Source organism: Sphingopyxis sp. Root154 (assembly GCF_001427105.1).
Lineage (GTDB): Bacteria > Pseudomonadota > Alphaproteobacteria > Sphingomonadales > Sphingomonadaceae > Sphingopyxis.
This window is the reverse complement of the sequence record NZ_LMGI01000002.1, coordinates 1,832,600-1,852,848: the sequence shown is the minus strand read 5'-3', so window position 1 is coordinate 1,852,848 and position 20,249 is coordinate 1,832,600. Positions and strand designations below refer to the sequence as shown.

The following is a 20,249-nucleotide window of genomic DNA, read 5'->3' as shown; positions in this document are numbered from 1 at the left end:
AGAACTAACGGGGTAACCGACGAATGACCCGCGAACCGCGCTTTGGCGCCCTCGCCGCCGACGCCCGCTGGCAAAAGGCGTGGGAGGCGGCGAACAGCTTTGCCACGACCGATACGGCCGCCAACGGAGTCGAGCGGCCGAAGGCCTATATCCTTGAGATGTTCCCCTATCCCTCCGGGCGCATTCATATGGGCCACGTCCGCAACTATGCGATGGGCGACGTCCTCGCGCGCTTCAAGCGGATGACGGGGCACGACGTGCTCCATCCGATGGGCTGGGACGCGTTCGGCATGCCGGCGGAAAATGCCGCGATGGAAAAGGGCGTCCACCCCGGCGGCTGGACGCGCGACAATATCGCGTCGATGCGCGCGCAGCTGAAACGCCTCGGCCTCGCGATCGACTGGAGCCGCGAGCTCGCGACGTGCGAACCCGATTATTATGGCCAGGAACAGGCCTTGTTTCTCGACCTGTTCGCCGCGGGGCTCGTCACGCGCAAGCACAGTTATGTGAACTGGGACCCCGTCGACATGACGGTGCTCGCGAACGAGCAGGTGATCGACGGCCGCGGCTGGCGCTCGGGCGCGCTCGTCGAGAAGAAAAAGCTGTCGCAGTGGTTTTTGAAGATCACCGACTTCGCCGACGAACTGCTCGAAGGGCTCGGCAGCCTCGACAGCTGGCCCGACAAGGTGCGGCTGATGCAGGAAAACTGGATCGGCAAGTCGCAGGGGCTGGAATTCAGCTTCAAGCTCGCCGGCGGCGCGGCCGGTTTCGACGTCTTCACCACCCGCCCCGACACGCTCTATGGTGCGAGTTTCGCGGCGATCTCACCCGACCATCCGCTCGCCGAGCGGCTGGCGAAGGATTCGCCCGAGCTCGCGGCGTTCATCGAGGACTGTCGCCGTCAGGGCACCGCCGCCGAACAGATCGACACCGCCGAGAAGATGGGCTTCGACACCGGCATCGCGGTCGAGCACCCGCTCGACCCGAACTGGCATCTGCCCGTCTGGGTCGTGAACTATGTGCTGATGGACTATGGCACCGGCGCGATCTTCGGCTGCCCCGCGCACGACCAGCGCGACCTCGACTTCGCGCATAAATACGGGTTGCAGGTCCACCGCGTCATCGCCGACGGTGAGGATACGGCGCAGCATTTTACCGGCACCGAGGCTTACACCGGCCCCGGCAAGCTGGTGAACAGCCACTTCCTCGACGGGATGACGATCGATGAGGCCAAAGCGGCCGTCATAACGCGCGCCGAGCATGAGGGCTGGGGCAAGGGCACCACCGTGTGGCGCCTCCGCGACTGGGGCGTCTCGCGCCAGCGCTACTGGGGCACGCCGATCCCCTTCATCCACTGCCATGCGTGCGGCACCGTGCCGGTGCCCAAGGACCAGCTTCCCGTCATCCTGCCCGAGGATGTCGATTTCTCGGTCCCGGGCAATCCATTGGATCGCCATCCGACATGGAAGCATGTCCATTGCCCCGGCTGCGACGGCGACGCGGTGCGCGAAACCGACACGCTCGACACCTTTGTCGATTCGTCCTGGTATTTCCTGCGCTTCGCCAGCTCGCCGGCGGACAAACCCTTCGATCCCGAAGTCATCCGCCGCTGGCTGCCCGTCGACCAGTATATCGGCGGCATCGAGCATGCGATCCTCCACCTGCTCTACGCGCGCTTCTGGACGCGTGCGCTCAAGCATATGGGCATGATCGACATCGCCGAGCCCTTCGCGAGCCTGTTCACGCAGGGCATGGTAACGCACGAGACCTACAGCCGCGAACAGGGCGAGGGGCAGGCCCCGCTCTACTTCACCCCCGAGGAGATCGAGCGTCGCCCCGACGGCGCGACGCTCACCGCCGACGGCTATTCGGTCGACGTCGGCCGCGTGATCAAGATGTCGAAGTCGAAGAAGAATGTCGTCGATCCCGATGCCATCCTCGACCAGTATGGCGCCGACGCCGCGCGCTGGTTCATGCTCTCCGACAGCCCGCCCGAGCGCGACCTGCCGTGGAGCGAGGCCGGCATCGAGGGCGCCTGGCGCTTCGTCCAGCGCCTGTGGCGGATCTTCGGCGACACCGAAAATGTCGGTGACGGCGCCGAAGACCTCGGCCTTGCGCGCAAGCTGCATCAGGCGATCGCCGGCGTCGCCGCCGACATCGAGGCGCTCGGCTTCAACAAGGCGGTGGCGAAAATCCACGCGCTTGCGAACGAGATCGAGAAGGCGAAACCCTCGGCGACGCGCGCCGAGGCGTGCCGCACTCTCATTCTGCTCGTCGCGCCGATGCTGCCGCATCTCGCCGAAGAGGCATGGGCCGCGCTTCCCGCCGGCCAGCGCACGACCGCGATGATCGCCGACGCTGCCTGGCCCGCCGCCGATCCGGCACTGCTCGTCGATGACGAGGTGACAATCGCGATCCAGATGGGGGGCAAGCTGCGCGATACGATGACGCTCGCCAAAGGTCTCGACAAGGATGCCGTGGAAGCCGCGGCGCTCGCGCGCCCGCGCATCGTCGAGCTGCTCGCCGGCGCCGCGCCGAAGAAGGTCATTGTGGTCCCCGACCGTTTGGTGAATATCGTTCCCTGATGCGTTTGCTTCTCATCTCCTGCCTCGCGGCCGTCTCGCTGACCATCGGCGGCTGCGGCCTGCGTCCCTTGTACGCAAATGGCAGCAAGGGGGCGGTGGCGCAGGTGCTCGCCGACGTCGACGTCGCGGCGATCGAGGGGCATAGCGGCTGGCTCGTCCGCAACGCGCTCCGCGACCGGCTGCAGGCGACGCAGGGCGGCGAGGGCGCGGGCAAGCGCCTCCGCCTCGACGTGCGGCTCGAAGATTCGATCACCGGCTTCGGCGTCCGCGCCGACGATGCGGTGACGCGCGAGCGGCGGACGCTGCGCGCACGCTACCAGCTCGTGAATGCCGCGACCGGCGAAGTGCTGCTCGACGCGACGGCGTTCTCCGACGCGGGGATCGACGTCGTCGGCAGCGAATATGCGACGATCGCCGCCGAATCCTCGGCGCTCGAACGCCTCGCGTCGGCGGTCGCCGACCAGATCGTCGCGCGCCTCGCCGTCTTTGCGAACCGCGGCGGCGGACAACCGGCCGCTGCGCCCGCCCCGACGCCCGCAGGGCAATGAAGACGGTCAAGCCGAACGAACTCGAACGCCTCTCGCGCCTCGACCCCGCGGTTCGTTTCACCCTCCTCACCGGCCCCGACGAAGCGACGATGGAAGCCGTCGCGAGCCATTTGATCGGGCTTGCGGGCAAGGATGCCGAGCGGCTCGACCTTTCGGGATCGCAGCTCTCGCAGGACCCGTCGCTGCTTGCCGCCGAAGCGGCATCGATGTCGCTCTTCTCGTCCGCGCGCGTGATCAGGGTCGAACTGTCGGGCAGCGGCGACGATGGCCTCGCCGCGGTCGAGGCACTGCTCGCCGCTGAAACCGCGATCAACCCGGTGATCGCGACCGGCGCATCGGTTACCGCCAAGTCGAAACTCGTCAAGCTGGTCGAAAGCTCCGATCATGCCGTTGCCGCGATCTGCTACCAGCCCGATCGCCGCGCGCTCGTCGGGATCGCGATGGGCGCGGGGCAGGAACAGGGCCTGCGCCTCGCCAATGCCGAGGCGCAATTGCTCGTCGACCTCGTCTCGGGCGACCAGGCGCTGATGCGGCGCGAGATCGAGAAAATCGCGCTCTACCTCGACGCGGGCCCGGACCGCCAGCGGCAGGTGACCGCGGCCGACATCGCCGCGCTCGGCGCCGCGACGCACGAGGAGGATGTCAGCGAGTGCATCAACGTCGCGCTCGGCGGCAAGGTACGCGAAATGCCCGAGATGCTGGCCAAGGCGACCGCGGTCGGCGTCGCCGAAATCCGCATCATCCGCGCGCTCGCGATCCGCGCGATGGCGCTCGCGCGCCTCCGCGCCGAGGTTGACGGCGGCGCGCACCCGGCTACCGTGGTCTCGGCGCGCACCAGCGGGATCTTCTGGAAAGAGCGCGACGCGGTGACCGCGCAGCTCCACATCTGGGATTCGGTGCGCATCGCGCGGCTGATGAGCCGGTTGCTCGACTGCGAACGCGCGCTCAAGGCGTCGGGCACCGCGGGCGCCGTGCTGTTCCGCAAGCTGATGACCGACATCGCGCACCAGGCCGCGCGGGCGCGCTAGGGTCAGGCAGCTAACGACCGGTTGCGCACATACTTCTCCCCTCCCCTTTAGGGAGGGGCCGGGGGTGGATAGCCGCCGAAGGCGGTGTTCTACTGCTGCTCGCTTCGCTCGTACCCACCCATAACCCCTCCCTAAAAGGGAGGGGTTATGGGTGGAATCCACCCCAAAGCGGACATCGCCAAAGGAAAGGGCCTGACGCGACAGTGCCCGGCCGCGGCAGGCCCTCCCTACGCCCTCCCCAAAGCGGGGAGGGGGAGAGACCGGTCAGAACTGGCCGCGCAATGTCACCCCGTAAGTGCGCGGTTCTCCGGGGAAGCCGACGAATAGCTGGTTCGCGGTGCCGGCCAGCCCCGACGACGCGGGCGCCGCGACGGCGCGGAAGGTGCCGCCGCCCTGCAGCGGCATGTCGGCGCCGATCTGATAATATGTCTTGTTGAGCAGATTCTGGCCCCAGATTTCGACACCCCAACGCCGCTCGGGCCCATAGAGGCCGATGCGGCCGTTGAAGATCGCGAAACCATCCTGAACCTTTTCGACGTCGAGGTCGGACCCGGTGTTGGTGTCGCTTTGCAGGCGCGTGTCGAGATAGACGAGCGCGCTCATTCCCGAACTGCCGATCGGCGGCGTCCAGCTGATCCCCGCCGTCGCGACATATCGCGGCGCGTTCGACACACCGCGGCCCGGAAGCTGGAACAGCACCGGCGACAGCGGCCGCCCGCCCGTGCCCACCAGATTGCGGCGATAGAGGGTGTCGACCCAGGTCAGCCCCATATTGACCGACACGTAACGCGCGGGGCGCAGGAAGGCTTCGATCTCGACCCCCTTCGATCGCACGCCGGGTTTCAGACGATCGGATGGGCAGGCGCCGGTCGCCGCGAACCCGTCGGCGTCGGCGCCGTTCAGATCGTCCTTGCACGCCTGAATGTTGGTGACCTCGAAATTGACGCCGTTGAAGGTGTTGAGCTGATAATTGCTATATTCCTGATAGAAAGCTGCGACATTGACGTCGATCCCGGGGCCGTCCCATTTGACGCCGAGTTCATAGGCATCGACCTTTTCGCTCGCGAATTGCAGGTCGCTCGCCTCGGGACGGCCGTTGCCGCTCGTGTTCGCGGGCAGCGCCAGCCGCGCCGCGCAGGCCGGGTCGAAGGTCGTGTTGCACGTCCGGTCGAGCGCCGAGAAATCGAGGTTGAAGCCGCCCGCTTTATATCCCTTCGACGCCGAACCATAGACCAGCCATTCGGGGGCGGGTTTCCAGCTCAGCACCGCGGTTCCGGTCCATTCATTATCCTTGAACTTCGTCCCTGCGCTGCCGCGCGGCAGGTCGGGCGCGGTGCTGTTGATGACGCAGGGCAAGGTCGCGAGCGACTGGAAGGGCGAATTGACGATCAGCGGGCAGATCGCATTGTTGAAATTCGCGTCGGCATCGAGGGTCTTGCGCTCGCTCGTATAGCGCGCCCCGATCGTGAAGGTCAGCACGTCGGGGACGATGTCGAAGCTGTTGTGCGTAAAGACCGCGAAGTTGCGGCTGCGCTGCGCAAAGGTCGATCCCTGATTGCCGGTGCCGTTGATCGCGAGCGCCGGCTGGCCGAGCGCTGCGGCGAGCGAGCCGAAGCCCGGACGCGCCGGATTGGCGATCAGCGCCTGCAGCAGTGATCGCGTCGCACCCGGGGGCAGGACCGCGATCGTCCCCTGTACCACCGGCACGTTCACGCACGCGGGGTTGGAGGGCAGCACCGCCGAGGGCAGCGCGCTCGCGAAGAGCAGGCAGTTGGCGAACTGTTCGTAATTGTTGCCGTAAACAATGTCGTCGTCGACATCGAGTTTCTCGTTCGCATAATAGCCGCCGACGAGCCAGTCGAGCCGCCCGTCGAACGCCTCGCCCTGCAACCGGACTTCCTGTGTGAACAGGCGGAACCGGCGATCGAGGTCGGTGCGGCGCAGGATGTCGAGCGCGCTGAAGTCGGCGTCCTGGCCCTGCCCATTCTTGTAGTCGCGATAGGCGGTGATAGAGGTCAATGTCGCCGCGCCAAGCTCCCAATTGAGCTCGCCCGAAACACCCCAATCCTTGGTGTCCGATCGATAGGTGACCCCGGGCGTCGTCGCCTGCCGCCGGACGAAGGGCGTACCCGTCGGCGGGACCTGATGGTTCGTGCCCAATGCCTGCAGGATCGGCAGCAATGTGTTCGCCGATGCGACGGGAAAGCCGTCGGGTCCGCGCGCCAGGTTGCGCACGGGGTTCAGCAGGACGCCGCCGCAACAATTTTCGTTTCGCTTGCTGTAATCGGCGATCAGGCGGAATTTCAGCGTCTCGCTCGGTTCGAACAGCAGTTGCCCGCGCGCCAGCCAGCGGTCGCGGTCGTTTATGTCGGGCTCGCCCGCCGTCGCATTGTGGATGAAACCGTCGCGCTTTTGCCAGACGCCGTCGAGCCGCGCCGCCACCTTGTCGCCCAGCGGCGCATTGATCATCCCGTCGACGCGCCAATAGTCGTAATTGCCATAGGATATCGAACCTTTGGCGCCGAAACGGCCGAGCTCGGGGCCTTTGGTGACAATGTTGATCAGGCCCGCGGTCGAGTTGCGCCCGAACAAGGTACCCTGCGGTCCGCGCAGCACTTCGACGCGTTCGATGTCGCCGAGTTCGGACAGGCCCACGCCCGTCCGGCTGCGATAAACGCCGTCGATGAACAGGCCGACCGACGATTCAAGGCCGGGATTTTCGCCGACCGTGCCGATGCCGCGGATGCGCGCCGAAAAATTGACCTCGCTCGTCGCGCCCGACACGAGCAGCGACGGCGCGACCTGTCCCAGCGCGCGCACGTCGGTCGCGCCGGTCTTTTCCAGCGTCTCGCCGGTGACCGCCGAAACCGCGATCGGTACATCGGACAGCGCCTCGCTGCGCCGCGTCGCGGTGACGATGATCGTTTCGTCATTGGTTTCAGCGCCGGCATCCTGCGCCGTGGCAGGCGCGGCCCACAGGGCGAACGAAAGCGGCAGGCCCGCGACGCAGCTACGCAGCAGGCGGATACGGCGGGAACGGTCTGTCATGGTCATGGGCCCTCCTCCACAGGTGTTTTTATGCGGGAGAGCGTCACGATATTCTATTTGTGCAGCAGCCTATCATGACCGGGCCGCGCCAAGCCAGTGCCAGCCCGTTCGGTAACCTCATTGTCCGTTGTGCCGCGTCATTTATGTCACAGCTGTCAGATCTGACGGGTTGACGGGGTCCGGCATTCCGGGCGGCCAATAGAAAAGGGGGCGGAACAGCATGTGTCCCGCCCCCGATAGTCCGTAATTCGCTACTGCTTAGAATTTGCCGCGCAGCGTCACGCCATAGGTCCTGGGTTCGGCGAGGAACTGCGAGAAGATCTGGCGGCCGCCCGGATATTGCGGGTCGGCAAAGGCGGCGGTCGCCGAGGTCGCACCTTCCTGGAAGGGCGAGTTGAACGCGACCTGGGCATATTGCTTGTTGAAGATATTTTGGCCCCAGAATTCGATCCCCCATTTCTCGTCGGGGCCGCGAATGCCGATGCGCGCGTTGAACAGCGCATAGCCATTCTGCTCCTTCTGCGGGAACAGGTCGGAACCGGTGTTGTAATCGCCGGTCATGCGGCCATCGACATAGACGAGGCCGGTCAGCCCGCTGCTGCCGATATCCGGCGTCCAGGCGACGCTGCCGGTCGCGACCAGTTCGGGCGCGTTCGACAGATTGTTGCCCGGCAGCAGGCGCAGCGCCTGGTCGAGCGGGGCGCCCGAATTATTGCCCACCAGCTGATTGCGATATTTGGTCTTCGCATAGGTCAGGCCGGCGGTCATGCGGAAGCTGCGCGCCGGAACGAGCGAGGCTTCGAGTTCGAAGCCTTCCGACCGGACACCATGGCTGACGTCGTCGCTGGGGCAGGCGCCCGTCGTTGCCGCCGCGGCATTGAAGTTCGGCGCGCCGGTGAACTTGCTCTGGTCGCGGTCGCCGCCGTTCAGGTCGCTGTCGCAGCCATTGACGTTCTGGACGAGGAAAACGGTGCCGTTGAACGTGTTGAGCTGGAAGCTCGAGAAGTCCGACCGGAAGAAGGTCAGGCCGAGGCCGAACGGACCGGTCGCATATTTGGCGCCCAGTTCATAGCTGTCGACCTTTTCGGGGTCGAACTGCAACGCGCCAACCAGCCCCTGCGCGCCGCCGGGGGTCGCCGCGAACGGCAGGATCGGCGATTTCAGCGCCGAGCGGTCGAGGTTGAAGCCGCCCGCCTTGTAGCCGCGCGAATAGCTCGCATACACCATCAGGTCGTCGACCGGCTTGTACGACAGGATCGCGGTGCCGGTCCATTCGTCCTCGCTCCGTTTGTCGTTGATCGACACGCCGTTGAGTTCGGCGGTCGAATTGCCCTGGCAGCCGAGGCCGATCAGGCCGCCCGCGACGGCGCGGATGGTGGCGTTCGGGCTCGACAGATCGTCGAGCAACCGGCCCTGGATCACCTGACAGGCCGTGTTGTCGTTGGTGAAGGTCGCCGAGAACTTCTTCTTGTCGTTGGTGTAACGGACGCCGAAGGTGAAATCGAGCTTGTCGGTGATGTGGAAGATATTGTGCGTGAACAACGCCCAGTTCTTGCCGTTCTGGCGATAGACGTCGTTGATGCTGCCCTTGTCGCTGATTCCGTCGAGCGCTGCGAGGCTTGCGACGATATCGGGGCCGGCAGCGGGACCGAAGGCGCCCAGCAGCGTTGCTTGCCCGACGCCCGGGATGATGCACGACGGGCTGGCCGGCGAATAGAGGCCCGAAAGCGCCGTGCCCGTGATCAGGCGGCACGCCGCGAACCGGCCATAGTCTTCGCCGAAGCGCAGATTGTCGCGCACGCGCAGCTTTTCATCGGCATAGAAGCCGCCGACGAGCCAGTCGAGCTTGCCGTCGAACGCTTCGCCCTGCAGGCGCAGTTCCTGGGTGAAGGTGTGGAACTGGCGGTACGCGTCGGCATCGGGCGCGCGATAGAGGATATCGACCGTGCCATAGTCGACGTCGCCGGCCTGGCTCGACCGGTACTCGCGATACGCGGTGATCGAGGTCAGCGTCGCGCCGCCGAAATCATAGTCGATCTGGCCCGAGAAGCCGTAATCCTTCGTCTTGCCGGCAAAGCTGCGGCCCGGGGTGACCGAAATGTCGCGGCTGTAACCCTGGTTGAACGCGCCGACCGACTGGCCGAGGTCGCGCAGCACGTTGATGATATTGTTCGACGTCGGGGTCGCGCCCGCGCCGACTGCGCTGGGGGTGTTGAGATTGCCGATATATTGGTTGACGCTCGGGCCGACATAGGTCGCCGCACAGCATTCCTCGTCGCGCGAGGTATAATCGGCGATGAGGCGGACCGACAGCGCATCCGTCGGTTCGAACAGCAACTGGCCGCGCAGGAAATAGCGGTCGCGGTTGTTGACGTCGCGATTGTTTGCGGTGTCGTTATAGAAACCGTCGCGCTTGACCCACACGCCGTCGAGGCGCGCCGCGAGCGTTTCGCCGAGCGGGCCGGTGACGCTGCCGCCAAGACGCCAATAATCATAATTGCCATAGGTGACCTCACCCGTGGCGCCGAAGTTGAAATCGGGCTTTTTCGAATAGATGCTGATCAGGCCCGCCGACGAGTTGCGTCCGCCAAGCGTGCCCTGCGGGCCGCGCTGCACCTCGATTCGGTCGAGTTCGCCGAGCTCGTTGAGCCCGATGCCCGAACGCGAGCGATAGACGCCATCGATGAACACCGGGACCGAGCTTTCGAGGCCGGGGTTGTCGCCGACGGTGCCGATGCCGCGGATACGCGCCGAGCCGTTGGCTTCCGAGCCGGTCGACGACACGAGCAGCGACGGGGCGAGCTGGTTCAGCTGGCGAATGTCGTTCGCGCCGCTGTTCTGCAGCGTTTCGGCGTTGACCGCCGAGATTGCGACCGGCACGTCGGAGAGCAGCTGCGAGCGGCCCTGCGCGGTGACGATGATCGGGGTGTTGTCGCTGTCGTCGGTCGCGGTGTCGGCCGGCGCATCGGCCGCGGTATTCTGGGCGAAGGCCGGTGCGGATACGGCAGCGATAGCAAGCGATACGCCGAGCGCGCTGGTGCGCATAAATCGGGCAGCACGAAGGGAAGATGATTTCATATCGGGCACTCCTCTCAACATTTATTTATTTTTGTTGCGGACGGAGCATAACTCAATTGCGCGGCCGATCCAGCGGGGGGCACGTATTTGCGTCGTTTTTGGTGGGGTGATGCTTTTTGGTCACAGGCGGAAAAGCGCCTGTTCGGCGGGGCTTAGGCGCTAGCGCGCGGCAAGCGCGCGGCTTGCCGTAGCGTCATCGGCGGCCCGGCCGGGGCAAGGAAAGCAGAGCCAGCGACCGCGCGCGACCAGCATCGCTTCATACGCACCGGCAAAATTCGCCGCGATGACCGCGTCGTCGACCGCGAGCCCGCCCGTCAGGGCACCGAAGGCGGGAAGAATCAGCCGCTGCGCATCGCCCGCGAAACAGGGGCGCGATACCGCATGGCCGCGGATGTTGAGCCGCAATTTGGGATGGAAATGCCCCGAAATTTCCGGCCGCGTCTCGCGGGCAAGGCTTTGGTGGCGAAAAACGATGCCGTCGATGACCAGCTCGTCGGCGACCTCGCCGCCCCACGCGCCGCCGGTCAGCCCGTCGTGATTGCCCGCGATCCACAGCAGCTTCGCCGACGCCGCTTGCCCGAACAGGCGTTCGGCGACCGCGGGGACGATGCGTTCCGCTGCGCCCCGATCATGAAAACTGTCGCCGAGGCACCAGATCGCGCGCGCATCGGTTTCGGCCGCGAGCGCGGCGAGCCGGTCGAGCGTGTCGTGGCTGTCATAGGGCGGCAGCGGCTGGCCGAGCGCGGCGTACCAGCTCGCTTTTTCCAGATGCAGGTCGGCGACGATCAGCGCGCCGTGGCGCGGCCAGAACAGCGCCCGGTCGGCCAGCATCTGAAACTGCTGGCCTGCAAAATCGAAGGTCGCGGCGGTGGACATATGCCCGCTATGGCTGCGACGGGGCCCCGCCGCAAGCGGACTAGCCGCCAGCGGCGATCCCATTTGCGGCGAAGCGTTGACCCGACTCGCGATGCGCTCCGTCGGGCAGGTCGAATACGACGCGCTTGTTCGGGAAATCGATCTCGACGCGGTCGAACATCGACAGGCTGTCCATCCCCAGCAGCAGGGCGGGCCGTTCGTGCAGGCCCAGCGCGCGGAACGCCTGGCCGTCGGCGAAACTCACCGGCAGGTCGTTGACGTCCATGCCGTTGATCACGATGCGCTTGATCGCGGTGCGCGTTGCGGTCACTTCCTCGCCCGTGACCGCGTCAAGGATCGTAGCGACAAAGGGAAAACGGTTGGCGCGCTTGCTTGCTACCAGCCTTTGCAACGCCATATTGCCGACGCTCGTCTGCGCCCCGGTGTCGACGATCACGTCGATGCGTTTGCCGTTCAGCCGCGCATCGGACAGGATCAGGCGTCCCGCCGAATTGCGCGCGGTGACGACGATCGCGTCATTGTCCTTGATGAGCGACGGCGCGCGGCGCCGCGTTTCTAATATCTGCATGCTTTCCTTGCGGAAATCGATCAGCACGCGCCGCTCTTCGAGCATGTCGACCCCGATCAGCCCCGCGGCGCCGATATGCCGCCCGAAAAAGGCGGGCGCGTCGACCGCGGCAAGGTGCAGGTTGGACATCTGCAGCGCGGCCACGCGGTAGCTTGGCACCGTCGCCGCGCCGCCGATCGTGGCGAGCCGCAACTTCGCGCCCTCGGCCAGTCCCAGCCTTTGGGCCAATTCGCGGGCGATCACCGTCCGCTCGGCGCCGGTGTCGACGAGGAAGGAGAAAGGGCCCTTGCCGCCGACCATGACCTTCACCGACATGCGCCGGCTCGCGTCGAGGTCGAACGGCTGGATAAAGGGCACGACCGTCACCGGCGGTGCGACGACGTCGCCGGCCGGGGCCGGAACAGGCGCAGGATCGGTGGAAGCCGGGGTCGCGCCAATCAGCGCGGGGGCGGCGATCAGCAGCGCGAACAGGACGGACCGCTGGATAGCTTGGGTCATCGCTGGCATCCTCATTATGTTTGGGCGTAATCTACGCCTCATCGGGCGTCGCAGCAAGCGAAACGCCGGATGCGCCGCGCCGCCTTATCCGGGGCGCATGGCTTCTTCCGCCAGGCGGTCCGCCAGCTCACCCAGCAGCGCGTCGTCGATGTCCGCCGCCGCGACATTCTCACGCCCGATCAGCACGAGCACCGGGATCGCGAGCGGGCTGATCCGGTCGAGTTTCTGGTGCAGCATCGTCCCTGCCGCGCGGTCGAGCAGGTCGCCGAGCCGCGCCACGTCGGTGAGACGTTCGCGCGCATCGGCCCACGCGGCTTCGAGCAGCAGATGGTCCGGCTCATATTTGCGCAGCACGTCGAAGATCAGGTCGGTCGAAAAGGTCACCTGCTTGCCCGTCTTGCGTTTGCCCGGATGCTGGCGCTCGATCAGCCCGCCGATCACCGCGACCTCGCGAAACGCGCGTTTGAGCAAATGCGACCGTTCGACCCATTCGACGAACTCCTCGGACAGGATCTCCGAATCGAACAGATTTTGCGGATGCGCGACCGGCCGCAGCGACCAGATCGCGATCGCATAGTCCGACGCGACGAAGCCCAGCGGCTGCAACCCCGCGCGCTCCATCCGCTTGGTGATCAGCATGCCCAGCGACTGGTGCGCGTTCCACCCCTCGAACGGGTAGCAAACGAGATAATGATTGCCCTCGTGCGGGAAGGTCTCGACGAGCAGCTCGCCGGGGCGCGGCAGCGCCGATCGCAGCGCCTGCATCTCCAGCCAGAAACGCACATCCTCGGGAAAACGCTGCCAGCTCGCGGGATCGGCAAGGAAACCGCGCACCCGGTCGGCGAGCCGCGTCGTCAGCGCCATACGCGCGCCCATATAGCTCGGGATACGCGCGGGCCGCGTCGTCGCGCGCACGATCAGGTCGGTGTCACGGATCGACTCGACCTCGAGGCTGAGGCCGGCGAAGGCGAAGGTGTCGCCGGGCGACAGCGTGCTCGCGAAATATTCCTCGACCTTGCCGAGCCGCCGGCCGTTTTTGAACCGCACATCGGCCATCGGCGCCTCGACGATGATTCCCGCGTTGAGCCGGTGCTGCGCCGCCAGCCGCGGATGCGCGATCCGCCAGCCGCCCTGCCCGTCGGGGGCGAGGCGGCGGAAGCGGTCATAGCTTTTGAGCGCATAGCCCCCGTCGCGCACGAAGCCGAGCAGCCGCGCGAAGATCGGCGCATCGATCCATTGGTACGGCGCCGCCGAGCGGATTTCGGCGAGCAGCGCCTCCTCCCGGAACGGCGCCGCGCACGCGAGCGCCATCACATGTTGCGCGAGCACGTCGAGCGCGCCGGGGCGAAAGCGATCGGCGTCGCGTTCGCCTGCTTCGACCGCATCCAATGCCGCGCGCGCCTCGAGATATTCGAAGCGGTTGCCCGGCACGATCAGCGCCTTGCTCGGTTCATCGAGCCGGTGGTTCGCGCGCCCGATGCGCTGGAGCAGGCGCGACGAGCCCTTCGGGGCGCCCATCTGGATCACGCAATCGACGTCGCCCCAGTCGAGCCCGAGATCGAGGCTCGACGTCGCGACGAGCGCGCGCAGCCGCCCTTCGGCCATCGCCGCCTCGGCGCGCAGCCGCGCCTCGCGGTCGAGGCTGCCGTGATGGATCGCGATCGGCAGGCTGAGGTCGTTGACCTTCCACAGCTCCTGAAAGGTCAGCTCGGCAAGCCCGCGCGTGTTGCAGAAGATGATCGTCGTGCGGTTCTTCGCGATCTCGTCCATCACCTGATGCACCGCCCAGCGGCCCGAATGGCCTGCCCACGGCACCGCGCCCTCGGGCAGCAAGATGCCGATCTCGGGATCGGCGCCGGCTTCGCCCTCGACCAAAGTCACCACATCGGGATCGCCATCGGGTGCGAGCCAGCCGCGATAGGCGGTCGTATCGGCGATCGTCGCCGACAGGCCGACGCGGCGCAGCCCCGGCGCGATCCTCTGCAGCCGCGACAGCGCAAGGCTCAGCAGATCGCCGCGCTTGCCGGGGGCAAAGGCGTGGATCTCGTCGATCACCACGGTCTTCAAATCGGCGAACATCGTGAAGCTGTCGGGCCAGGACAGCAGCAGCGACAGCGATTCGGGGGTCGTCAGCAAGATGTTCGGCGGGCGGCTGCGCTGGCGCGCCTTCTTGTCGGACGATGTGTCGCCGCTGCGGCTCTCGACGCTGATGTCGAGTTCCATCTCGGCGATCGGGCCAAGGAGGTTGCGCTCGACGTCGGCGGCGAGGGCTTTCAACGGCGAAACATACAGCGTGTGCAACCGGTCGGTCGGGTGCTGCGCCAGATCGACGAGCGTGGGCAGGAACCCCGACAAGGTTTTGCCCGCGCCGGTCGCGGCGACGAGCAATGCGCTCTCGCCCCGGTCACCCGCGGCGAGCATATCGGCCTGATGCCGCCTGAGCCGCCACCCGCGCGCGGCGAACCAGTCGGTGAAAGGGGCGGGGAGGTCCATATGCGGAACGTGGGGCGGCGAACCGTACGGGGCAAGCTTTTCTCCCCTCTCGCTTGCGGGAGGGGGACTAGAGACCCTCGCTCATCCCCTTCAGCAGCCCCCGCCAATGCTCGCCCAGCCGCCGCTGGAACAGCATCAGCTCGAACCCGTGCCGCGCGACATGCTTCTGCGGGATGCCGTCCCACCCGCGATGCTCGACCGTCACGCGCGTCTCGTTCCCAACAGCTTCGAACCGCACGTCGACTTCGGTCGCCTGATCGGCCTCGAAACTCGGCAGCCGCCAGCCGAACGCCAGCCGCTCGCCGGGCAGCCAGTGATGCACTGGGCCGATCTCCCACTCCTTGCCGTCGTCGAAGCGCGTGACCAGCCTGCCGTCTGGCCCCGCAGGGTCGAAGCGCAATGCGCCGTCGCCGCGTCGCGAGAGCTGGAACAGTGGATGGCTCTTCCACCAGGTGCCGATATCGCGTGTGAAAGCGGTAAAGGCGACGTCGGGCGGCACGCCGATGCGCAGGGCGACGATCACCGCAGCGGTCATGCGCCGCCCTCGACATGGCGTTTGAATGCCGCGAGCTGGTGCGACCACAGCGCTTCGGTCTCGGCCAGCCACTGCTTGAGTTCGGCGGTCGCGCCGTCCCTGAGCGAATAGATGCGCACGCGCGCGTCGAAGGTCGGATGGCCGTCCTCGACGAGCCCGCCTTCCTTCAGCGTGCGCAAATGGCGGCTCATCGCCGGCGGCGCGAGGCCGAGTTCGCTCGCGAGTTCGCCCGCGCTGCGCGGGCGCTCGCCCAGCAGTTCGATCGCGCGCCGCCGTTTCGGATCGGCGAGCGCGCCCAGCATCCGGTCGAGCGCGGCGCTCAATCGTCGAGCCGCGTCTTCGTGGTGAAGCCGCCCTCGGCATCCCATTGTTCGGCGGTCTTCGCCTCGACCGTCACGCCAAAGGTCCAGATATGCCCCTCGGGGTCCTTGGCGCGGTAGCTGCGGTCGCCGTAGAATTGCGTTTCGGGTTCGGCGATGATGTCGGCCCCCGCGGCGCGCGCGCGGTCACAATGCGCGTCGATATTGTCGCCAGCGTTCAGCTGGACATGCACCGATTGCGTGTTCTTGCCGCCGATCGATTTCGGGCTCTTGTGATCGTCCGACCATTCATTGCCGACCATCACCACCGAATTGCCATACCCCATTTCCGAATGCGCGAGATTGCCCGCTTCGTCGAGCAGCACGAACAAGGGTTCGAACCCGAACGCCTCCTCCAGCCAGCGGAACGCCGCCTTGCTGTCCTGATAACTGACGGCGCTCGAAAGCCCCTTGCCGCGCGGATGATCGACCATGTTGCTTCTCCCGAGTCGCCTGATTGATTTCCACTTCATAGAATATTTTCATAAAAATGAAAATACATGCTTTGCGCGGCGATTATGCTAGGCGAAGCGCCATGACCGACGACCTGCGCAATCATATCGAAGAGGCGATGAAGCTCGCTGCGGCACATCTCGGGCAAGGGCGCGTCGCCGACTATATTCCGGCGCTCGCCAAGGTCGATCCGAACAAGCTCGGCTTCGCGCTCGCGCTTCCCGACGGCACCGTCCACACCTCGGGCGACGCCGACGAGCCTTTTTCGATCCAGTCGGTGTCAAAGGTGTTCACGCTGGCGCTCGCGCTGCGCCGCGTCGGCAGTTCGCTGTGGGACAGCGTCGGGCGCGAACCGTCGGGGTCGGCGTTCAACTCGATCGTTCAGCTCGAAAGCGAGCATGGCATTCCGCGCAATCCGCTGATCAACGCCGGCGCGCTGGCAACCACCGACCGGCTGATCGACGGGCGCAGCGGCGACGCGGTCGCCGACGAGATCGTCGATTTCATGCGCGCGCGGGCGGGCGACGACCATGTCGGAATCGATTTCGACGTCGCCTTTTCCGAATCCGAAACCGGCGCGCGCAACCGCAGCCTGTCGCATTTCATGGACGCGTTCGGAAACCTGAAGCATCCGGTCGAAACGGTGGTCGGCGTCTATTTCCGACAGTGCGCGATCGCCATGTCGTGCCGCCAGCTTGCACGCGCCGGGCTGTTTCTCGCAATGGAAGGCTGCGATCCGCTGACCGGCGAGCAGCTGATCGAGCCGCACCGCGCGCGGCGCATCAACGCGATCATGATGCTGTGCGGTCACTATGACAATTCGGGCGAGTTCGCCTTTCGCGTCGGCCTGCCGGGGAAGAGCGGCGTCGGCGGCGGCATCCTGTGCATCGCGCCGGGGCAGGGATCGATCGCGGTCTGGTCGCCCGCGCTCAATGAGGCGGGAACGTCACTCGCCGGCGCGGTCGCGCTCGAACATTTTGCTTATGCGGCGGGTTGGTCGGTGTTCGACTGACTTAATCGTCGCTCAGCAAAGCCAGCTTCACGCGCGCGGTGCCGCTGCGGTGCATGCCGATTTCGCGTGCCGCGGCGGTGCTGACGTCGATCACGCGGCCATGCGCAAAGGGGCCGCGGTCGTTGATGCGTACCACGACGCTGTCGCCGTTCGACGTGTTGGTGACGCGCACGAGGCTGCCGAAGGGAAGCGAGCGATGCGCTGCGGTGAGCTGGCCGGGGTCGAAGCGTTCGCCGCTCGCGGTGCGGTTGCCGGCAAGCTCGTTGCCGTAATAGCTCGCCACGCCGCCACCGATTTCGGTTTCTGTCTCGTCGACAATGTCGGCGATCGGATTGTCGGTAACTTCGACTTCTTGCGCCGCGGCCGAGACCGTGAGCAGAAGCGGCATCATCATGGCAGAAAAGACCCGCATGACATCATCCCCTTGTCAGAGGAGGCGCCAAAAGCAGTGGCGGCCTGCCAAGGCAAGCCGCCGCGCGTTAAACGGAACATTATTTGCGTCCGGATGTGCGATTTGTTCCGTTTTAACGGAACAATAACTGTAATTATACGTCCAGATTCGCCACCGACAGCGCATTGGTCTGAATGAAATCGCGCCGCGGTTCGACCTCGTCGCCCATCAACCGTTCGAAGATTTCGTGCGCGACATCGGCCTGATCGGCTTCGACGCGCAGCAGCGAGCGGTTTGAGGGGTCGAGCGTCGTTTCCCAAAGCTGTTCGGCATTCATCTCGCCCAGCCCCTTGTAGCGGCTGATCGCCAGACCCTTGCGGCTGTGTGCGAAGATCGCCTCGAGCAGTTCGGACGGACGCGTGATCGGCGTGACCTTGCCGGCGGTGGCGGCGGGCAGGTCGCTGTCGCTCGCGTCGGCATCGTCTTCGGCCGCGTCGGCGGCCGCCAGCGCGGCGGCGTCGGCGGCCATTGCCGCGGCGCTGCTGCCCTTCACCAAACGGCCCGGATGGGCGTAGGTGTCGGCCTGTTCGCTCGCGAGCTTGTGCAGACGGCGTGCCTCCTGGCTCGCGAGGAAAGCGGCGTCGATCGCGTGATGGTCGCTGACCCCGCGCCACCTTTTTTCGAGCGTATAGCCGCCGTCAACCGCGACGATCGTCCATTTCGCTTCGGCGCCCCCGGTGAGCGCGCGTTCGGCAGCGTTGAGCCATTCGGCGGCGCGAACGCCCGCCGCGGTGCGTCCGCCGCTGTCGAGCTCCGGATCGAGCGCGCCGTTCAGCGCCAAGGCTTCGACGAGCTCATAATTATGGCCGCGCGGGACATAGCGCATCAGCGCGCGCAGACGGCGGCCATGCTCGATCAGGTCGCGGAGGTCGGCGCCCGACCGCGCGCCGCCCGTGGTCTCGAGCATCAGCGCGTCGATGCCGCCGTCGACAAGGTAATTTTCGAGCGCGGTATCGTCCTTGAGATAGACCTCGCTGCGCCCCTTCGCGACTTTGTAGAGCGGCGGCTGGGCGATGTAGAGATGGCCGCCCTCGATGATCTCGGGCATCTGGCGATAGAAGAAGGTGAGCAGCAAGGTGCGGATATGCGCGCCGTCGACGTCGGCGTCGGTCATGATCACGATCTTGTGATAGCGCAGCTTTTCGAGGGTGAACTCGTCGCGGATGCCCGTCCCGAGCGCCTGGATCAACGTGCCGACTTCCTTCGACGAGATGATGCGGTCGAAGCGCGCGCGCTCGACGTTCAGGATCTTGCCCTTGAGCGGCAGGATCGCCTGAACCTTGCGGTCACGACCCTGTTTCGCCGATCCGCCTGCCGAATCGCCCTCGACAAGGAAGAGTTCGCATTTGGTGGGGTCGCGTTCCTGGCAGTCGGCGAGCTTGCCGGGGAGCGAGGCGATGTCCATCGCACCCTTGCGCCGGGTCAGTTCGCGTGCCTTTTTCGCGGCCTCGCGCGCCGCGGCGGCGTCGATGACCTTCTGGATCACCGCTTTGGCGTAGGCGGGATTTTCCTCGAGCCATTCGGTCATCCGGTCGGCCATCAGGCTTTCGAGCGGCTGGCGCACTTCGGACGAGACGAGCTTGTCCTTGGTCTGCGAGCTGAACTTGGGATCGGGCAGCTTGACCGAGACGATCGCGGTCAGTCCTTCGCGCATATCCTCGCCGGTCAGCGAGACCTTCTCTTTCTTGAGGATGCCCGACTTGTCGCCATAGCCGTTCAGCGTGCGCGTCAGCGCGGCGCGGAACGCCGCGAGGTGCGTGCCGCCGTCGCGCTGCGGGATGTTGTTCGTGAAGCAGAGGACATTTTCATAATAGCTGTCGTTCCATTCGAGCGCGACATCGATGCCGATGCCGTCGCGCTCGCTGCTGATCGCGATCGGATCGGGAAGCAGCGCGGTCTTGTTGCGGTCGAGATAGCGGACGAATGCGCCGATGCCGCCTTCGTAGAACAGGTCGTGGCTCACATGCTCGGCATGGCGCGCGTCGACGAGCTTGATGCGGACGCCCGAATTGAGGAAGGCGAGTTCGCGGTAACGATGCTCGAGCTTCTCGAAATCGAATTCGAGAACATTCTTGAACGTCTCGGTCGACGCCTGGAAGGTCACGCGCGTGCCCTTCTTGCCTGCGGGGGCAGGGCCGTTGACCTTGAGCGGGCCGACCGAATCGCCATGTTCGAAGCGCATCCAATGCTCTTCGCCGTCGCGCCAGATCGTGAGTTCGAGCCATTCGCTGAGTGCGTTGACCACCGAGACGCCGACGCCGTGCAGGCCGCCCGACACCTTGTACGCATTGTCGTCGCTGGTGTTCTCGAACTTCCCGCCGGCGTGGAGCTGGGTCATGATGACCTCGGCTGCCGAAATGCCTTCCTCGGCATGGATACCGGTCGGGATGCCGCGGCCATTATCCTCGACGCTGACCGATCCGTCGCTGTTGAGCGTGATCAGGACAAGGTCGCAATGCCCCGCGAGCGCCTCGTCGATCGCATTGTCCGAAACCTCGAACACCATGTGATGCAGACCCGACCCGTCGTCGGTGTCGCCGATATACATGCCCGGGCGTTTGCGCACCGCGTCGAGGCCTTTGAGAACCTTGATCGAATCGGCGCCGTAGGCGTTGGTGTTGGGCTGGTTGGCGGGCGCGACCGGCGCCGTATTTTCTGGGGTGTCCGTCATATCGATTATATAGGGTCGAAGGCGGCAAAACCCAAGCGAAAATGCG

Annotated in this window: 14 protein-coding genes; 4 read left to right on the top strand and 10 right to left on the bottom strand. The window is 65.8% G+C overall.

Annotated features, from left to right (window positions below; genetic code table 11):
- Positions 1-23 precede the first annotated feature (23 nt).
- From leuS to holA, 3 genes are read left to right on the top strand one after another with little or no spacing between them, the layout of a single operon-like run.
- Positions 24-2,585 (top strand): leucine--tRNA ligase, encoded by a 2,562-nt coding sequence (gene leuS / locus ASD73_RS14320; protein WP_056373062.1) that lies wholly within the window; start codon positions 24-26, stop codon positions 2,583-2,585.
- Positions 2,585-3,133: an LPS assembly lipoprotein LptE gene (lptE, locus tag ASD73_RS14315; protein ID WP_056373061.1), complete on the top strand. Its 549-nt coding sequence runs from the start codon at positions 2,585-2,587 to the stop codon at positions 3,131-3,133. The genes leuS and lptE overlap by 1 nt, the downstream gene beginning before the upstream one ends.
- Entirely contained in the window at positions 3,130-4,161 is a 1,032-nt protein-coding gene (holA, locus tag ASD73_RS14310; protein WP_056373060.1) for a DNA polymerase III subunit delta, read from the top strand. The genes lptE and holA overlap by 4 nt, the downstream gene beginning before the upstream one ends.
- 264 nt (positions 4,162-4,425) lie before the next feature.
- Here holA and ASD73_RS14305 read toward each other — a convergent pair whose 3' ends face one another.
- The 8 genes from ASD73_RS14305 to ASD73_RS14270 all read right to left on the bottom strand — a co-directional run bounded on the left by ASD73_RS14305 (position 4,426) and on the right by ASD73_RS14270 (position 16,050).
- Positions 4,426-7,209, bottom strand: coding sequence for a TonB-dependent receptor (locus ASD73_RS14305; protein ID WP_056373059.1), 2,784 nt, complete (start codon positions 7,207-7,209; stop codon positions 4,426-4,428).
- Between the two features lie 258 nt (positions 7,210-7,467).
- Positions 7,468-10,254 carry a TonB-dependent receptor gene (locus ASD73_RS14300; RefSeq protein ID WP_156377429.1) on the bottom strand — a complete coding sequence of 929 codons (2,787 nt, stop codon included), beginning with the start codon at positions 10,252-10,254 and terminating at the stop codon, positions 7,468-7,470.
- A 192-nt stretch (positions 10,255-10,446) separates the two neighbouring features.
- Positions 10,447-11,163: a ligase-associated DNA damage response endonuclease PdeM gene (pdeM, locus tag ASD73_RS14295; RefSeq protein ID WP_056373057.1), complete on the bottom strand. Its 717-nt coding sequence runs from the start codon at positions 11,161-11,163 to the stop codon at positions 10,447-10,449.
- 40 nt (positions 11,164-11,203) lie between these two features.
- Positions 11,204-12,229 carry a retroviral-like aspartic protease family protein gene (locus tag ASD73_RS14290; protein WP_056373056.1) on the bottom strand — a complete coding sequence of 342 codons (1,026 nt, stop codon included), beginning with the start codon at positions 12,227-12,229 and terminating at the stop codon, positions 11,204-11,206.
- Between the two features lie 84 nt (positions 12,230-12,313).
- Entirely contained in the window at positions 12,314-14,722 is a 2,409-nt protein-coding gene (locus tag ASD73_RS14285) for a ligase-associated DNA damage response DEXH box helicase (protein WP_056373055.1), read from the bottom strand.
- A 67-nt stretch (positions 14,723-14,789) separates the two neighbouring features.
- Positions 14,790-15,257 (bottom strand): SRPBCC domain-containing protein, encoded by a 468-nt coding sequence (locus tag ASD73_RS14280; protein ID WP_056373054.1) that lies wholly within the window; start codon positions 15,255-15,257, stop codon positions 14,790-14,792.
- Positions 15,254-15,580: an ArsR/SmtB family transcription factor gene (locus tag ASD73_RS14275; RefSeq protein ID WP_056373053.1), complete on the bottom strand. Its 327-nt coding sequence runs from the start codon at positions 15,578-15,580 to the stop codon at positions 15,254-15,256. The genes ASD73_RS14280 and ASD73_RS14275 overlap by 4 nt, the downstream gene beginning before the upstream one ends.
- Positions 15,577-16,050: a VOC family protein gene (locus ASD73_RS14270; RefSeq protein WP_056373052.1), complete on the bottom strand. Its 474-nt coding sequence runs from the start codon at positions 16,048-16,050 to the stop codon at positions 15,577-15,579. The genes ASD73_RS14275 and ASD73_RS14270 overlap by 4 nt, the downstream gene beginning before the upstream one ends.
- 101 nt (positions 16,051-16,151) lie before the next feature.
- Between ASD73_RS14270 and ASD73_RS14265 the strand changes: the two genes are divergently transcribed.
- Positions 16,152-17,081 (top strand): glutaminase, encoded by a 930-nt coding sequence (locus ASD73_RS14265; RefSeq protein WP_056373051.1) that lies wholly within the window; start codon positions 16,152-16,154, stop codon positions 17,079-17,081.
- A gap of 1 nt (position 17,082) precedes the next feature.
- Here the strand turns inward: ASD73_RS14265 and ASD73_RS14260 are convergent, their stop codons facing one another.
- Both ASD73_RS14260 and gyrB read right to left on the bottom strand, forming a co-directional pair.
- Positions 17,083-17,493: a septal ring lytic transglycosylase RlpA family protein gene (locus ASD73_RS14260; protein ID WP_056373050.1), complete on the bottom strand. Its 411-nt coding sequence runs from the start codon at positions 17,491-17,493 to the stop codon at positions 17,083-17,085.
- 133 nt (positions 17,494-17,626) lie between these two features.
- Positions 17,627-20,203, bottom strand: coding sequence for a DNA topoisomerase (ATP-hydrolyzing) subunit B (gene gyrB, locus ASD73_RS14255; RefSeq protein WP_056373049.1), 2,577 nt, complete (start codon positions 20,201-20,203; stop codon positions 17,627-17,629).
- Positions 20,204-20,249: the final 46 nt, after the last annotated feature.

Coding starts and splice junctions, on each gene's coding strand:
- leuS (WP_056373062.1), top strand. CDS start 24: ATGACCCGCGAACCGCGCTTTGGCGCCCTCGCCGCCGACGCCCGCTGG.
- lptE (WP_056373061.1), top strand. CDS start 2,585: ATGCGTTTGCTTCTCATCTCCTGCCTCGCGGCCGTCTCGCTGACCATC.
- holA (WP_056373060.1), top strand. CDS start 3,130: ATGAAGACGGTCAAGCCGAACGAACTCGAACGCCTCTCGCGCCTCGAC.
- ASD73_RS14305 (WP_056373059.1), bottom strand. CDS start 7,209: ATGACAGACCGTTCCCGCCGTATCCGCCTGCTGCGTAGCTGCGTCGCG.
- ASD73_RS14300 (WP_156377429.1), bottom strand. CDS start 10,254: ATGCGCACCAGCGCGCTCGGCGTATCGCTTGCTATCGCTGCCGTATCC.
- pdeM (WP_056373057.1), bottom strand. CDS start 11,163: ATGTCCACCGCCGCGACCTTCGATTTTGCAGGCCAGCAGTTTCAGATG.
- ASD73_RS14290 (WP_056373056.1), bottom strand. CDS start 12,229: ATGACCCAAGCTATCCAGCGGTCCGTCCTGTTCGCGCTGCTGATCGCC.
- ASD73_RS14285 (WP_056373055.1), bottom strand. CDS start 14,722: ATGGACCTCCCCGCCCCTTTCACCGACTGGTTCGCCGCGCGCGGGTGG.
- ASD73_RS14280 (WP_056373054.1), bottom strand. CDS start 15,257: ATGACCGCTGCGGTGATCGTCGCCCTGCGCATCGGCGTGCCGCCCGAC.
- ASD73_RS14270 (WP_056373052.1), bottom strand. CDS start 16,050: ATGGTCGATCATCCGCGCGGCAAGGGGCTTTCGAGCGCCGTCAGTTAT.
- ASD73_RS14265 (WP_056373051.1), top strand. CDS start 16,152: ATGACCGACGACCTGCGCAATCATATCGAAGAGGCGATGAAGCTCGCT.
- ASD73_RS14260 (WP_056373050.1), bottom strand. CDS start 17,493: ATGCGGGTCTTTTCTGCCATGATGATGCCGCTTCTGCTCACGGTCTCG.
- gyrB (WP_056373049.1), bottom strand. CDS start 20,203: ATGACGGACACCCCAGAAAATACGGCGCCGGTCGCGCCCGCCAACCAG.